Below are 13,439 nucleotides of genomic sequence, written 5' to 3' on the forward strand. Positions count from 1 at the left end.
CCTGCCGGGCTCGTTGCAGCGCGCCAAAGGCGCCGACGCAACACGCTGCCGCCACGGCATGCCGTTTGCCCGGATTTACGGCAAGCCGGCGTGGAACTGAATTCCGCGCCGGGGAAAAAATGCGCCGGATTTGACCTGTTTGCAGCCCGGACTGCAATCCACGCCCGATGACCTTTCTTTTCTGGCTGATCTCCCGTTTCCCACTGCGCTTGCTGCAGGCCGCAGGCGGCGCGCTCGGACTGCTGGCAGCACGGCTGCCCGGCCGCTACGGCCAGCGCCTGAATGAAAATTTCCGCCTGGCGTTTCCCGACGCCACGCAGGCGATGATCGATGAAGCCGCCCGCTCGGCCGGTCGCATGATGATCGAGATGCCCTATTTCTGGAGCCGCAAGAAGATCGGCGCACGGCTGCATGGCTTCGACGACTACATGTGGCCGGAACTGGAAAAGCTGCAGGCCCGAGGCAAGGGCCTCATCATCCTGACGCCGCATCTGGGTTGCTTTGAAGTGCTGCCGCAGTCCCACGCGCTGGTGCGCCCGGTCACCGCGCTGTTCAAGCCGCCACACCAGCCCTGGCTGCGCGACTGGATCGAAAAGATGCGCACCCGGCCCAATATGCACATGGCGCCCGCCACGCCGCGCGGCGTGCGCATGCTGGTCAAGGCGCTCAAGCGCGGCCAGGCGGTGGGGATCCTGCCGGACCAGGTACCCAGCGGCGGCGAGGGTAACTGGGCGCCGTTCTTCGGCAAGCCGGCCTACACCATGGCGCTGGTGCACCGGCTGCAGCAGCTGACCGGCGCGCCGGTGGTCGCGGTCTTTGCGGAACGGCTGCCGAAAGGCGCGGGCTATCGCGCCCACCTGCATGTGCTCAATGAGGGCGGCATGCTGCCGGACGACCCGGCCGAAGCGGCCGCGGTGATCAACCAGGCCGTCGAGATCCTGGTGAGGCAGTGTCCCACCCAGTACCTGTGGGGATACAGCCGCTACAAGGGGCCCGCCGCCGCCCCCAGCCGCAGCACCGAGCCGACCACTGACCAATCGATTTCATGAGCCGCGTGTTCACCTGGCTCGGCATCGGCCTGCTCACGGTGCTGGGCAAACTTCCATATCCGTTCGTTGCCCGCTTCGGCGAAGCGCTGGGCAGCTTGCTCTACCTGATTCCCAGCGCACGCCGCCGTGTGGTGCAGGCCAACCTGCGCCTGTGCTTCCCGGACAAGACCGAGGCCGAGATCGACGAATTGTCGCGCCAGAGCTTCCGCACCGTGTTCCGCAGCTTTGCCGAGCGCGGCATCTTCTGGACCGGCAGCGAGGCGCAGATGCGCCGCTGGGTGCAGATCGACGACCAGGCCGACCTGGTGTCGCTGGACGGCACGCCGCATATCCTGGTCACGCTGCACCTGTCGGGCGTGGAGGCCGGTGCGATCCGGCTGACCATCCACCTGCGCGAGCATGTGGGGCGTTCCGGCGCATCGCTGTACACCAGGCAGAAGAATGATTTGTTCGATGGCTTCCTCAAGCACGCGCGCGGCCGCTTCGGCGCCAACATGATTTCGCGCAACGACAGCGCACGCGACATCCTGCGCTGCCTGAAGAAGGGCGAAGCGCTGCAGCTGATCGCCGACATGGACTTCGGCGAACGCGATTCGGAATTCGTGCCGTTCTTCGGCGTGCAGGCGCTGACGCTGACATCGGTGTCGCGGCTGGCGCGCCTGACCGGCGCCAAGGTTGTGCCGATCTACACCGAGATGCTGCCCGACTACCAGGGCTACGTGCTGCGCATCCTGCCTGCCTGGGACAACTACCCCGGCGAAAGCGTCACCGACGACACGCGCCGCATGAATGCCTTCTTCGAGGACTGCATCCGCCCGCGCGTGCCTGAGTATTACTGGGTGCACAAGCGCTTCAAGCACCGCCTGCCGGGCGAACCCGAGATCTATTGAGCGTCCGCCGAGGGCGGCAGCAACTTGCGCGAGCCGCGGCTACAATCCCCACCATGAAACTCCAGTTCACCAAGATGCATGGCGCCGGCAACGACTTTGTCGTGCTCGACGGCATCCACCAGCAGATCGACCTGACGCCCGCGCAATGGCGCGCGCTCGCCAGCCGGCATTTCGGCGTGGGCGCCGACCAGATGCTGGTGGTCGAAAAACCGTCGCGCGGCGATGTCGACTTCCGCTATCGCATCTTCAATGCCGACGGCAGCGAGGTCGAGCACTGCGGCAACGGCGCGCGCTGCTTCGTGCGTTTTGTCAGCGACAAGGGCATGACCGACAAGCGCTCGGTGCGCGTGGAGGTGATGAAGGGCGTGATCACGCTGACGCTGCAGGACGACGGCCAGGTCACCGTGGACATGGGCGCGCCCGAGCTGGAACCGGCCCAGGTGCCGTTCCGTGCCGAGGGGCTGCCGACCCGGGCTGAAGGCGTGGATACGGTCTACGGCCTGGAGGTCAACGGCCGCACCGCGTGGATCTCGGCGGTGTCGATGGGCAACCCGCATGCGGTGCAGGTGGTGGACGACGTCGAGGACTTCCCCGTGCTGCAGGACGGGCCGGTGATCGAGCAGCACGCCACCTTCCCCAACCGCGTCAATGCCGGCTTCATGCAGGTGCAGGACCGCAACACCATTCGCCTGCGCGTCTACGAGCGCGGCGCCGGCGAGACGCTGGCCTGCGGCACCGGCGCCTGCGCAGCGGTGGTCGCCGGCATCCGGCGCGGCCTGCTGGACTCGCCGGTCAAGGTGCATACGCATGGCGGCGACCTGACCATTGCCTGGGACGGCGGCACCGAACCGGTGCGCATGACCGGCCCGGCGACCACGGTGTTCGAAGGCACCATTGACCTGGCGGCCCTGCCGGCCTGACCATAGGGGCAGCGCGCCCCACGACACAGCCCGCATTGTTTCCGGCCCAGGCGGGGCGCCCATTCCCTGATCTTGCAGGTCATACCGATGGAGCGCCCATGCCGCTGGACGATTTCCGCATCACGACGGGCAAGCGATTCCGCCTTGCCGATTTCCCTCCCGGCAGCAAGCCGCTGTCGCGCGGCGGCAAGGCCGAGGACCTGGCCCTGATTGCCGAACTGAGCGAGGGCCTGGACGCTAAGCAGGACATCTTCTACGCCGAACACCGCCGCAAGCTGCTGGTCGTGCTGCAGGGCATGGACACCAGCGGCAAGGACGGCACCGTGCGCGGCGTGTTCCGCAGCTTCGATCCTCTGGGCATCCGCGTGGTCGGCTTCAAGGCGCCCACGCCCAATGAACTGGCGCGCGACTACCTGTGGCGCATTCACCTGCAGGTGCCCAGGGCCGGCGAGATCGTGGTGTTCAACCGCAGCCACTATGAAGACGTGCTGGTCACGCGCGTGCACGGCTGGATCGACAATGCCGAAACCGAACGGCGCTTCCGCCAGATCCGGGATTTCGAGGCAATGCTGACCGAGACCGGCACCACCATCGTCAAATGCTTCCTGCATATTTCGCGCGACGAGCAGAAGGCGCGGCTGGAGGCGCGGCTGGCAGACCCGGAAAAACACTGGAAATTCGACACCACCGACCTCGCCGAGCGCAAGCACTGGAAGGCCTACATGGATGCGTACGAGGCCGCGATCATGGCGACCAGCACGCAGGAATGCCCGTGGTACGTGGTGCCGGCCGATTCCAAGACGCACCGCAACCTGATGGTGGCGGAGATCCTGACGCGGGTGTTCGAAGACCTGAAGCCCGCCTACCCGCCGACCAAGCCGGAACTGGCGAACATCAAGGTCGAATAGCGCCCCGGTGCAGACGGCTGGCCGCCCGGCTCAGCCACCTCAGCCGCCTCAGCCACCATTCCCGCGATGCACGTCGTGCGTGACGAACGGGTGCTCGCGGCTGGGCATCGCCAGCCAGTGCGGATGGCGCAGCGTCTGGCGGATATCGTCCAGGCCGCTGGTCCAGTGCTCGTTCATGGTCAGCAGGCCGAACTGGTAGTCCTTGGCCATGTTCTCAAACGATTTGTCGCGGTAGATCAGCTGGATCACGTTACGGCGCGCGTCGCAGGCCTGTTCGGCGGCGCGGCGGTACCACTCGCTGTTGCGCTTGGATTGCGGCACCAGCGCCATCACCTCGTTGAGCATGCGGCGCATGTTCTGCTGCTCGCGCATGTAGTCCGTAATGGCGCGGGTGCGGCTGGAATAGCGGATCTCCTTCTCGCGCTCGGCAACATCGATCAGGTCATGCGGCAGCTTGCCGCGCGCGCTCCACAGGTCGACCTGGAAGATCAGCGCGTCGCGCCGCGGCTGCGCGGTCAGCACCTCGGCCAGCGGGGTGTTGGACACGAGACCGCCGTCCCAGTAGTACTCGCCGTCGATCTCCACCGCCGGGAAACCCGGCGGCAGCGCACCCGAGGCCATGAAATGCTCGGGGCAGAGCTTGTCGCGGGTGTTGTCGAAATAGGCGAAATTGCCCGTGCGCACATTGACCGCGCCCACCGAGACCCGCATCAGCTCGGGGCGATGGTTGATCAGGTCGAAGTCAGCGAAGCGCTCCAGCGTGGCCTTCAGCGGCGAGGTGTCGTAGAAACTGGCGCGGCCGGGTTCCGCATAGCGCATCATCAGCTCCACCCAGCTGCGCGGCTGGAAGAAGCCGCGCTGGCCTTCGACCATGGCGCGCGTGGCATGCAGGCCGTCGAACCAGACGCGCAGCGGCTCGGGCCAGCTCTCGGCGCCGTCGGTCAGCCAGGTGGGCGACAGGCTGGGCAGCCACGGCTGCGCGCAGATGTGTTCCCAGAACGCGCGCAGCTGTTCGATGCGGCGCTCGGGCGGATTGCCGGCAATCACCGCGGCATTGAGCGCGCCGATGGAAATACCGGCGACCCAGTTCGGGTAGATCCCGCCTTCGGCCAGGCCCTGGTACACGCCGGCCTGGTAGGCACCGAGCGCGCCACCGCCCTGCAGCACCAGTGCGCGCACGGCATAGGCTTCATGCGCGGGCCTGTCGGGCGCCTTGGCGTCCTGGCGCACCGGCTTGCGCGGACGCACCTGCGCGCCGCGCTCGGCCAGCGAATCGCCGTTGCCGTTGGTCTTGGCTGTTTCGCTTTCCGCTTCCTTCGCTGCCGCCGCTGCCGGCTGCCGCCCTGCCCGTTCCTGCCGCTCTTTCGCCGCCACGCACGCCCTCTGCCGATTGGATTTTCCGCCTGCCCTGGATCGTTGCAGCGCCCGGCGCATCCGCGCGGGCGCAAGGCTTCGTCAGACGCCGTAGCGCTGCCGATACGCCGACACGGCCTCGCGCGAAGCAGCCAGCGACTGGTCCTGCGACGCGTCGAGATAGGCCAGCAGGTCCTTCAGGCTGGCGATCGCGATCACGGGGATGCCGAATTCGCGCTGCACGTCCTGCACGGCCGAATGCGTGCCAACCTGGTCGGCGGTCCCGCTCTTTTCCATGCGGTCCAGCGCGATCAGCACGGCGGCCGGCTCGGCGCCGGCGGCGCGGATCAGGTTGACCGATTCACGCACCGAGGTGCCGGCGGAAATGACGTCGTCGACGATGACGACCTTGCCCTGCAGTTTGGCGCCAACCAGCGTGCCGCCTTCGCCATGGTCCTTGGCTTCCTTGCGGTTGTAGGCGAAGCCGACGTCACGTCCCATGCCGGCCAGCGCCACCGCCGTCGCCGAGGCCAGCGTGATGCCCTTGTAGGCCGGCCCGAACAGCACGTCGAACTGCACGCCCGAGGCCAGCAGGGTTTTCGCATAAAATTGCGCCACCTCGCCGAGCATCGCGCCCTGGTTGAACAGGCCGGCATTGAAGAAGTAGGGCGACTTGCGGCCGGCCTTGGTGACAAATTCACCAAACGACAGGACGCCGGCGTCGAGCGCAAAGCGGATAAAGGTCTGGCTCAGGTCGGTGCCCTGCATGCCCTCGGGCAAGGCGGCCGGCGTGTTCTGCTGCGTCATCATTTCTCTCTGAATTCAAAATTTCCCCGAATGTTACGGATTATCAGCGCCAACCTCAACGGCATCCGCTCCGCGTCCAAGAAGGGCTTTTTCGACTGGATGGGCAAGCAGGACGCGGACATGGTCTGCGTGCAGGAACTGAAGGCACAGGCCGCAGACATGACCGAAGCGTTCCTGGCGCCACACGGTTACCACGGCTACTTCCACTATGCGGAGAAGAAGGGCTACAGCGGCGTGGGCCTGTACACGCGGCACAAGCCTGAGCGGATCATCACCGGTTTCGGCAACGCCGAGTTCGACGGCGAAGGCCGCTATGTGGAAGTGCAGTATCCGCACCTTGCGGTGATCTCGGTGTACGTGCCTTCCGGTTCCAGCGGCGAGGAACGCCAGCTGGCCAAGTTCCGCTTCATGGAGGCTTTCCTGCCCCACCTGCTGCAGCTGAAGGCCAGCGGGCGCGAGATCGTTCTGTGCGGCGACGTCAACATCGCGCACAAGGAAATCGATATCAAGAACTGGAAGGGCAACCTGAAAAACTCGGGCTTCCTGCCGGAAGAACGCGCCTGGATCGGCGAGTTGTTCGACGTCCATGGCTACGTCGATGTGTTCCGCAAGCTCGATCCTCGCCCGGACCAGTACACGTGGTGGAGCAACCGCGGCCAGGCATACGCCAAGAACGTGGGGTGGCGCATCGATTACCACCTGGCAACGCCGAAGATCGCCGACACGGCGCAGCTGTGCTCGATCTACAAGGACGAGAAGTTCAGCGACCACGCGCCGTTGTCGATCGATTACGACTATCCGCTCTGAGCTATGTAGTCAGGCCGCCCGGACTTCTTCTAGAAGTTCCGGGTGGCGGTCAAGGAGTTTCAGCAGCTTGACGAGCGCCAGCGGGGGCAGCATCCGGCCGGTCTCGTAGCGCAAGCCGCGAACTGTGCCAAACCGCAAGAATCCAATCGGTACAAACCCCTGCGACCGGCCCCCATCCCCGCTACAATGCAGGTTCGCCCCTGCGCCCGGCAGGAGATACTTCGCATTCACGCGCGCATTCACGCGTATTCCCCCGCATTTCATAGAGCGAGTCCGCCATGGTTTTCAAAGTGTTCGTCGATGGTCAGGAAGGCACGACCGGTCTCCGGCTGCTTGACTATCTTTCCGGTCGTTCCGACGTGGAACTGCTGCGCATTGCCGATGACAAGCGCAAGGACCCGGCCGAGCGAGCACGCTTCCTGAACACCGCCGACGTCGCCTTCCTGTGCCTGCCCGACGTGGCCTCGCGCGAGGCGGTGTCGCTGGTGACCAACCCGAATACCTGCGTGATCGACGCCAGCACGGCGTTCCGTACCGCCGACAACTGGGCCTATGGCCTGCCGGAACTGGTGCGCGGCCAGCGCGAGAAGATCCGTGCCAGCAAGCGCATCGCCGTGCCGGGCTGCCACGCCAGCGCCTTCGTGCTGGCGGTGCGGCCGCTGGTCGATGCCGGCGTGCTGCCGCGCGACTACCCGGTGACGGCGTTCTCGCTGACCGGCTACAGCGGCGGCGGCAAGAAGATGATTGCCGACTTTGAAGCCGGCGGTAACCCGAAGCTGCACAGCCCGCGCCCGTACGCGCTGGCGCTGCAGCACAAGCACCTGCCCGAGATGCGCGTGCAGGGCGGCCTGTCGTCGGACCCGATCTTCAACCCGATCGTCGGCAACTTCCTGAAGGGCCTGGCGGTGACGGTGCCGGTGTTCGGCGAGCGCCTGGCGCGCAAGGTGAGCCCGGAGCAGATCGTCGACATCTACCGCAAGCACTATGAAGGCGAGCAGTTCGTGCGCGTGATGCCGTACAACAGCGAGGACAACCTCGACGACGGTTTCTTCGACGTGCAGGCCAACAACGACACCAACCGTGTCGACCTGTTCGTGTTCGGCACCCCCGAGCGCCTGAACCTGGTCGCGCGCCTGGACAACCTGGGCAAGGGTGCGGCCGGCGCGGCGGTGCAATGCATGAACGTGCATGTCGGTGCCGACGAGGCCACGGGGCTGCAGGCCTGATACGGCTGCTTCCTGGACACAACAAAAAAGCCGGCACTGCCGGCTTTTTTTACTGGCCGGAAACCGGCGCGGCCTACACGCGCTGCAGCGCCCGCAACGCATCCACCAGCCCGGCCCCCTGGAATGCGCGCTCGCGCCCAAGATCCGTGGCCGCGTCGCACAGGATGGCCTTGACGGTCTCGGGCTGGCCCATCAGCTCATTGTTGCGCGACAGCAGCAGCGCGGCCACGCCGGACACATGCGGCGCGGCCATGCTGGTGCCATCCATCGACGCCAGCGTGCCGCCGGGCACGGTGGAGGTAATCTTCTCCCCGGGTGCCACGAGGTCGGGCTTGATGCGGCCATCGCCGGTGGGACCGTGGCTGGAGAAATAAGAGATGCCGTACCGGTAGGGATCGGTACGATGGGTCGCTCCCACCGTGATCACGGTGCGCGCATTGCCAGGATCGGTAATGGTCTGGCCGCGAAAGCCCGCGCCCATGTGCGCGGCCGCATATTGCTCGTCATAGCCATAGTTGCCGGCCGCCGCCACCACGATCACGCCGTTGGCCACCAGCCGGTCGCATTCGACGCACACCGGCGTGCTGCCGCAGGCGTAGGTGCGCACGTCATGGCGCAGCGCCACGCTGAGGTTGACGCCGTGCACATATTGCCGGTCGCGGCTCTGGTTGAGCCAGCGCACATATTGCAGCGCGCCCAGGATGCCGAACTCATCGCCCCTGCCCTGCGCATCGAAAATGCGCAGGTCGAGCAGCTCGATACGCGGGCAGATGCCGCTGACATCGCCGCTTTCGGCAAGCTCGGGCGGCAGCGGCATGGGCTCCGGCCGCGCCAGGTAGGCCGAAGACGGCCAGCCGGCGCCGATGATGCCGGCCACGTGCGTGCCGTGGCTGCCGCCCGGCGGCACGTATTGCGCCAGGTCTTCCTGGCTGATTTCCAGCAGCGGCTCGATCACGGACCAGTCGATGATGCGGCCGTTGGCGAGGTCGTCGGCGATCGCCGCAATGCGCTCCCTGAGCTCGGCCTCGCCGGGGCCGCGCTTGCCCTTGGGCATGGGCGGCAGGCGGCCGCTGGTGATCGCCGACAGGCGGGTGAAATCCAGCGTCCTGACCACGCGCGACAGACGCGGTGCGATCAGGCCGTCGCTGACCGGCAGCGCTCCCTCCAGCCTGGCGGGATCGAAGAACGCCGGATGGCGCGCATCGATGCCGGAGTCGATCACCGCCCAGCGCACGCCCTGCCCGCCGGTATCGAACACGCGGATCGCCGCATCCGCCTTCACGGTCTTGCGCGACGAAAACACCGCGTGCTCTGCCGGCCGGTTGACCGAGATGCGCCACAGCGGCGCCACTGCGGCCACCTTCGCCGCATCCGCGGCATCGGCATCCGGCGGCGCCGCATGGTCGTCCTGCAGGCAGGCCCATAGCGTTTCAAGCACCTGCCGGCTCGCCTGCCCGATGCGCCGGGTCAGGCCGCCGGGCGGGAAGCTGTCGTCGTCCAGTCCCAGCAAGGTCAGGGCAACATACTGCGCGGCGACATTGACCAGCCGTCCCAGCGCCTGGCCGGCCGGCGCCGGGATGCCACCGAAGCGCGTCCGGGAAGCGGCGTAGCCGATGTCCTTGAACCTCGCAATGGCTGTCTCGCTGGACACATGGGCCAGCACCGACTCGCCCAGCCAGCGCACGAAGGCGTCGCCGGTGAGGCTGCGCTCGAGCGCGTGGCGCGCGGCGGTTGACCAGCTGGCGCTGGCCATCGGCAGCCGTACCTCCCGGTGCCACCATGCCGTCAGCGGCAGCAGCCTGAGCATGTCGAAGAAATCGATCTGCGCGAGCAGGTGCGATTCATTTGCCGCCAGGAAGCGCTGGCCTGCCGCCGCCGGCTCGGCCAGCGCCGGCAGGCGGCGCAGCACCGCGGTGCGCAGGGCGGCAATGCCCGCGGCGTGGTGCGGGGTCAGCAACAGCCCGCGCGGCACCTCGAACGATTCTCCCGACGCATACAGCAGCCAGACTTCGGAGCTGACCGGCAGGTCGCTGGTGAAGCGGTCGGGCTCGGCCTCGCTGCCCGCGAAGATCAGCATATAGGCGGCCCGTTGCTCCGACGGGCTCATGCGGTTCAGGCTCATGCGGGTTCCCCTGCGGTTGTCGCATTGTCCTTCGATCCGGTGGCCGCCCTGGTTGCCGGCGCCAGGCGCCGCAAGCAGCGGCTAGCGCTTCAGCGGCTTGCTTCTGTCGTCGTCGCCCGCGTCGACCGGCGCATCGCCCAGTCCCGCCATATTGGCGCGGTACGGTGGCAGCCTGTCGACCGGGGTATTGATCGCTCGTGCGTAGAGTGGCAGCACCTCGGGCATGTGCTTTTCCAGGTCGGCAATGCGGCTGCGCCCGGACGGGTGCGTCGACAAAAAATCAGTGCCCGACTGCGACACTTTGCCCATCTTCTGCCACAGCGACACCGCGGCGCGCGGATCGAAGCCGGCGCGCGCGGCGATATCCATGCCGATCAGGTCGGCCTCGGTCTCGTCGGCTCGCGAGAAGCGCAGTGTCAGCAGGTGCGCCCCGGTGCCGAGCGCCATGTTGCCCAGGTTGCCGAAGCCGAACAGCTGCGAAATGACGTTGGCGCCGAGGTTGGTGATCTCGGACTTGGCGGCGCGCTCGCGCGCATGCTCCTGCAGCGCGTGCGCGATCTCGTGCCCCATCACCATCGCGACCTCGTCGTCGGTCAGCTTGAGCTGGTCAAGCAGGCCGGTGTAGACGGCGATCTTGCCACCCGGCATGCAGAACGCGTTGACCTGCTTCGAGCCGATCAGGTTGATCTCCCACGGCCAGTTGCGCGCGCGCTCGTTCCAGCGCACGGTCTGCGGCAGAAGCCGCTTGCCGATCGCGCGCAGGCGCCTGAGCTGCGGGTTGTCGTCGCCGGCCAGCGCGCGCTTGGCGATGGCTTCCTGCTTGAGCTGCTCGTACTCCTGCGCGGCCTGCTGCTCGATCGCCTCGGCGGGCACGATATTGCGCACCGCCGAGCCGCCGCGCTGGATGCTGATGCCTCCCGATTCGGTTTCCTGCGCCTGGGCGGGCATGCCGGACCAGGCCAGCAACGCCGCCGCCAGCGCGAGCGCGCGGACGAGCCGGACACGAATCGGACGCTGGACACATTGCTGGGGGCGGAGCATTTGCGGTTCCTCGGGCGCAGTGGAGGGATCGTGGCGGCGGACCGGTGCGATCCCTGGCAACGCTGCCGCAGCGCAAGTGGCGGGGCGGCGAACAGGTGATGCAATAATACACGGCGCCCGCGCAGCCGCGCGGCGCTCCACCCCCCGCGCATCCATGACTTTCCAGGCCTATCTCGATATCTTCCGCAACCGCCGCATCGGCGCCATGCTGACCCTGGGCTTTGCCTCCGGGCTGCCGCTGGCGCTTACCTCCGGCACGCTGCAGGCCTGGATGACGGTCGAGGGCCTGGATATCAAGACCATCGGCTTCTTCTCGCTGGTGGGCCAGGCCTATATCTTCAAGTTCCTGTGGGCGCCGCTGATGGACCGCTACACGCCGCCGCTGCTGGGCCGGCGCCGCGGCTGGCTGCTGCTGACGCAGCTGGGGCTGGTGGCGGGCATCGCCGCGATGGCGTTCTGCCCGCCGCGCGAGGCGCTGTGGACGCTGGCGGCGCTGGCTACGCTGGTGGCCTTCCTGTCGGCCTCGCAGGACATTGTCTTCGACGCCTACAGCACCGACGTGCTGCGTCCGGCCGAGCGCGGCGCCGGCGCGGCGGTGAAGGTGCTGGGCTACCGGCTGGCGATGCTGGTCTCGGGCGGCCTGGCGCTGTGGCTGGCCGACCGCGTGCTCGGCTGGCAGCAGACCTACCTGCTGATGGCGGCGCTGATGGCCGTGGGCATCCTGACCCTGCTGTGGGCGCCCGAGCCCGACGTGCCCGCGCGCGCGCCGCGCTCGCTGGAAGAGGCGGTGCTCGGCCCGCTGCGCGATTTCTTCGCGCGGCCCGGCGCATGGTGGCTGCTGCTGCTGATCGTGCTGTACAAGCTGGGCGACGCCTTTGCCGGCAGCCTGTCGACCACCTTCCTGATCCGCGGCGTGGGTTTCTCGGCCGGCGAGGTTGGCATCGTCAACAAGACACTGGGACTGGCCGCCACCATCATCGGCGCGCTGTTCGGCGGCACGCTGATGGTGCGGCTGGGGCTGTACCGTTCGCTGATGGTGTTCGGTGTGCTGCAGGCGGTATCGAACCTGGGCTACTGGATACTCGCCGTGACGCCGCCGCACCTGTGGACCATGGGCGCGACCATCGCGGTGGAAAACCTGTGCGGCGGCATGGGCACCGCGGCCTTCGTGGCGCTGCTGATGACGCTGTGCAACCGCTCGTTCTCGGCCACGCAGTATGCGCTGCTGTCGGCGCTGGCGTCGGTGGGCCGGGTCTATGTCGGGCCGACCTCCGGCTACATGGTCGAGGCCTGGGGCTGGGCGCCGTTCTACCTCGGCACCGTGGCGGTGGCGCTGCCCGGCGTGATGCTGCTCTGGGCAATGCGCAACACCGTGCACCGCTACGAAACCCAGGCGCGCGAAGCGATCGCCTGAGCCCCGCCCTGCTTGTTCCTTGCTTATTCCTTGTAGTAGACGATCTGGTGCGAGCTGGCCAGCAGCTGGCCAGCCGGGCTCCATAGCTGCGCGCGCTGGTCGAAGTACCCCTGCTGGAAGACCTGCGCCTGCGCGCTGGCCAGCACGTGGCGGTCGCCCAGCGCCGCCAGCGTGGGCGCATCGGCGTGGAAATACGTGGTCATCGACACCGTGCCGGCCGGCACGAAGCCCGCGCGCTTGAGGAAGATGCGCGGGTAGAAGCTGTCCGCCCATGACGCCACCGCGGCGAAGTCCGGCGTGCGCGCCGGCGCGTCGCGCAGCCAGAACTGGGTCAGGCTGTCGGGGTGCTCGGTGCCGGCCTCGGCGGTCGGCTTGGCGCCGCGCACCGGGCGCATGTCATAGGACTTGAGCCAGCGCACCGGCGCAAAGCCGCCCATCGCCGGCAGCGTGTCGGCGTCCGGCACCTCGGGCATCACCGCCTCGCCGCAGGCCCAGGTCTCGCGGCGCACCGCGAACACGGCGGTGGCGGTGGTGGCCACGGCATCGCCCTGGCGCAGCGTCAGGTTCCAGTGCTGGGTCGAGCGGTTGGTCCGCACCGGCAGCGCCTCGATCTCGAACGGGCCTTCGGCGATCGGGCCGGCAAAGTTGACCGACAGCGCGATCGGGTCGCCCAGCCGTTGCGGATGCAGCAGCGCCGCCTGCAGCAGCGTGGCGGCGGTGATGCCGCCAAACGGGCCGATCATGTTCCAGTAGGCCGGCGTGGTGCGGCCCAGGAAACGATTTTCGCCGGCGGCCTCCAGGGCGATGGCGTCGTCGAACGCATGCAGCGCGATGGGGGCGGAGGCGGACAGGGCGGCAGCGGTAGCAGTCATGGCAAGGGCGCAAATAGAACGATCGTTCGA

General features: G+C 67.5%; 12 protein-coding genes and 1 pseudogene. 7 read left to right on the plus strand and 6 right to left on the minus strand.

What is annotated here, in order from left to right; translation table 11 throughout:
* Positions 1 to 167: 167 nt before the first annotated feature.
* The 4 genes from ACAD63_RS21055 (at position 168) to ACAD63_RS21070 (ending at position 3,767) form a co-directional block, all read left to right on the plus strand.
* Positions 168 to 1,049: a lysophospholipid acyltransferase family protein gene (locus tag ACAD63_RS21055; protein ID WP_133098159.1), complete on the plus strand. Its 882-nt coding sequence runs from the start codon at positions 168 to 170 to the stop codon at positions 1,047 to 1,049.
* A complete protein-coding gene (locus ACAD63_RS21060; RefSeq protein ID WP_195428598.1) occupies positions 1,046 to 1,939 on the plus strand; it encodes a lipid A biosynthesis lauroyl acyltransferase in 894 nt (297 codons plus the stop codon). Before ACAD63_RS21055 ends, ACAD63_RS21060 begins: the two co-directional genes overlap by 4 nt.
* 53 nt (positions 1,940 to 1,992) lie before the next feature.
* Entirely contained in the window at positions 1,993 to 2,859 is an 867-nt protein-coding gene (gene dapF, locus ACAD63_RS21065; protein WP_135704231.1) for a diaminopimelate epimerase, read from the plus strand.
* A gap of 98 nt (positions 2,860 to 2,957) precedes the next feature.
* Complete coding sequence (locus ACAD63_RS21070) at positions 2,958 to 3,767, plus strand: polyphosphate kinase 2 family protein (RefSeq protein ID WP_133098156.1); 810 nt, start codon at positions 2,958 to 2,960, stop codon at positions 3,765 to 3,767.
* A 48-nt stretch (positions 3,768 to 3,815) separates the two neighbouring features.
* On the opposite strand, the gene ACAD63_RS21075 is transcribed toward ACAD63_RS21070, so the two are convergent.
* Together ACAD63_RS21075 and pyrE are read right to left on the minus strand one after the other, a co-directional pair.
* Positions 3,816 to 5,141 (minus strand): patatin-like phospholipase family protein, encoded by a 1,326-nt coding sequence (locus ACAD63_RS21075; RefSeq protein ID WP_135704230.1) that lies wholly within the window; start codon positions 5,139 to 5,141, stop codon positions 3,816 to 3,818.
* Between the two features lie 81 nt (positions 5,142 to 5,222).
* A complete protein-coding gene (pyrE, locus tag ACAD63_RS21080; RefSeq protein WP_431189917.1) occupies positions 5,223 to 5,927 on the minus strand; it encodes an orotate phosphoribosyltransferase in 705 nt (234 codons plus the stop codon).
* A 30-nt stretch (positions 5,928 to 5,957) separates the two neighbouring features.
* Between pyrE and ACAD63_RS21085 the strand changes: the two genes are divergently transcribed.
* Positions 5,958 to 6,734, plus strand: a complete 777-nt coding sequence (locus ACAD63_RS21085; protein ID WP_135704226.1) for an exodeoxyribonuclease III — start codon at positions 5,958 to 5,960, stop codon at positions 6,732 to 6,734.
* A 9-nt stretch (positions 6,735 to 6,743) separates the two neighbouring features.
* Here the strand turns inward: ACAD63_RS21085 and ACAD63_RS21090 are convergent.
* Positions 6,744 to 6,845 (minus strand): annotated as a pseudogene (locus tag ACAD63_RS21090) (type II toxin-antitoxin system MqsA family antitoxin); the annotation flags it as partial.
* Between the two features lie 167 nt (positions 6,846 to 7,012).
* Between ACAD63_RS21090 and argC the strand changes: the two are divergent.
* The gene (gene argC / locus ACAD63_RS21095; RefSeq protein WP_135704224.1) at positions 7,013 to 7,960 is read left to right on the plus strand and encodes an N-acetyl-gamma-glutamyl-phosphate reductase; all 948 of its coding nucleotides are present in this window, start codon (positions 7,013 to 7,015) and stop codon (positions 7,958 to 7,960) included.
* A gap of 73 nt (positions 7,961 to 8,033) precedes the next feature.
* Here the strand turns inward: argC and ACAD63_RS21100 are convergent, their stop codons facing one another.
* Complete coding sequence (locus ACAD63_RS21100; protein WP_434033226.1) at positions 8,034 to 10,082, minus strand: S8 family peptidase; 2,049 nt, start codon at positions 10,080 to 10,082, stop codon at positions 8,034 to 8,036.
* Between the two features lie 81 nt (positions 10,083 to 10,163).
* A complete protein-coding gene (locus ACAD63_RS21105; RefSeq protein ID WP_133098148.1) occupies positions 10,164 to 11,123 on the minus strand; it encodes a M48 family metallopeptidase in 960 nt (319 codons plus the stop codon).
* Between the two features lie 154 nt (positions 11,124 to 11,277).
* Here ACAD63_RS21105 and ACAD63_RS21110 point away from each other — a divergent pair, with 154 nt between their 5' ends.
* Positions 11,278 to 12,537, plus strand: a complete 1,260-nt coding sequence (locus ACAD63_RS21110; protein WP_133098147.1) for a muropeptide transporter — start codon at positions 11,278 to 11,280, stop codon at positions 12,535 to 12,537.
* 23 nt (positions 12,538 to 12,560) lie between these two features.
* Here ACAD63_RS21110 and ACAD63_RS21115 read toward each other — a convergent pair whose 3' ends face one another.
* Positions 12,561 to 13,409: an acyl-CoA thioesterase gene (locus tag ACAD63_RS21115; protein WP_135704220.1), complete on the minus strand. Its 849-nt coding sequence runs from the start codon at positions 13,407 to 13,409 to the stop codon at positions 12,561 to 12,563.
* Positions 13,410 to 13,439 lie beyond the last annotated feature (30 nt).

Origin of the sequence: Cupriavidus sp. a3 (assembly GCF_051015765.1) — a bacterium.
Classification (GTDB): Bacteria; Pseudomonadota; Gammaproteobacteria; order Burkholderiales; family Burkholderiaceae; genus Cupriavidus; species Cupriavidus oxalaticus_A.

What these genes read in the sequence shown, in the direction of transcription:
- ACAD63_RS21085 (WP_135704226.1), top strand. Translation starts at nt 5,958, where the DNA reads ATGTTACGGATTATCAGCGCCAACCTCAACGGCATCCGCTCCGCGTCC.
- ACAD63_RS21110 (WP_133098147.1), top strand. Translation starts at nt 11,278, where the DNA reads ATGACTTTCCAGGCCTATCTCGATATCTTCCGCAACCGCCGCATCGGC.
- ACAD63_RS21100 (WP_434033226.1), bottom strand. Translation starts at nt 10,082, where the DNA reads ATGAGCCTGAACCGCATGAGCCCGTCGGAGCAACGGGCCGCCTATATG.
- ACAD63_RS21070 (WP_133098156.1), top strand. Translation starts at nt 2,958, where the DNA reads ATGCCGCTGGACGATTTCCGCATCACGACGGGCAAGCGATTCCGCCTT.
- pyrE (WP_431189917.1), bottom strand. Translation starts at nt 5,927, where the DNA reads ATGACGCAGCAGAACACGCCGGCCGCCTTGCCCGAGGGCATGCAGGGC.
- ACAD63_RS21115 (WP_135704220.1), bottom strand. Translation starts at nt 13,409, where the DNA reads ATGACTGCTACCGCTGCCGCCCTGTCCGCCTCCGCCCCCATCGCGCTG.
- dapF (WP_135704231.1), top strand. Translation starts at nt 1,993, where the DNA reads ATGAAACTCCAGTTCACCAAGATGCATGGCGCCGGCAACGACTTTGTC.
- ACAD63_RS21105 (WP_133098148.1), bottom strand. Translation starts at nt 11,123, where the DNA reads ATGCTCCGCCCCCAGCAATGTGTCCAGCGTCCGATTCGTGTCCGGCTC.
- ACAD63_RS21060 (WP_195428598.1), top strand. Translation starts at nt 1,046, where the DNA reads ATGAGCCGCGTGTTCACCTGGCTCGGCATCGGCCTGCTCACGGTGCTG.
- ACAD63_RS21055 (WP_133098159.1), top strand. Translation starts at nt 168, where the DNA reads ATGACCTTTCTTTTCTGGCTGATCTCCCGTTTCCCACTGCGCTTGCTG.
- argC (WP_135704224.1), top strand. Translation starts at nt 7,013, where the DNA reads ATGGTTTTCAAAGTGTTCGTCGATGGTCAGGAAGGCACGACCGGTCTC.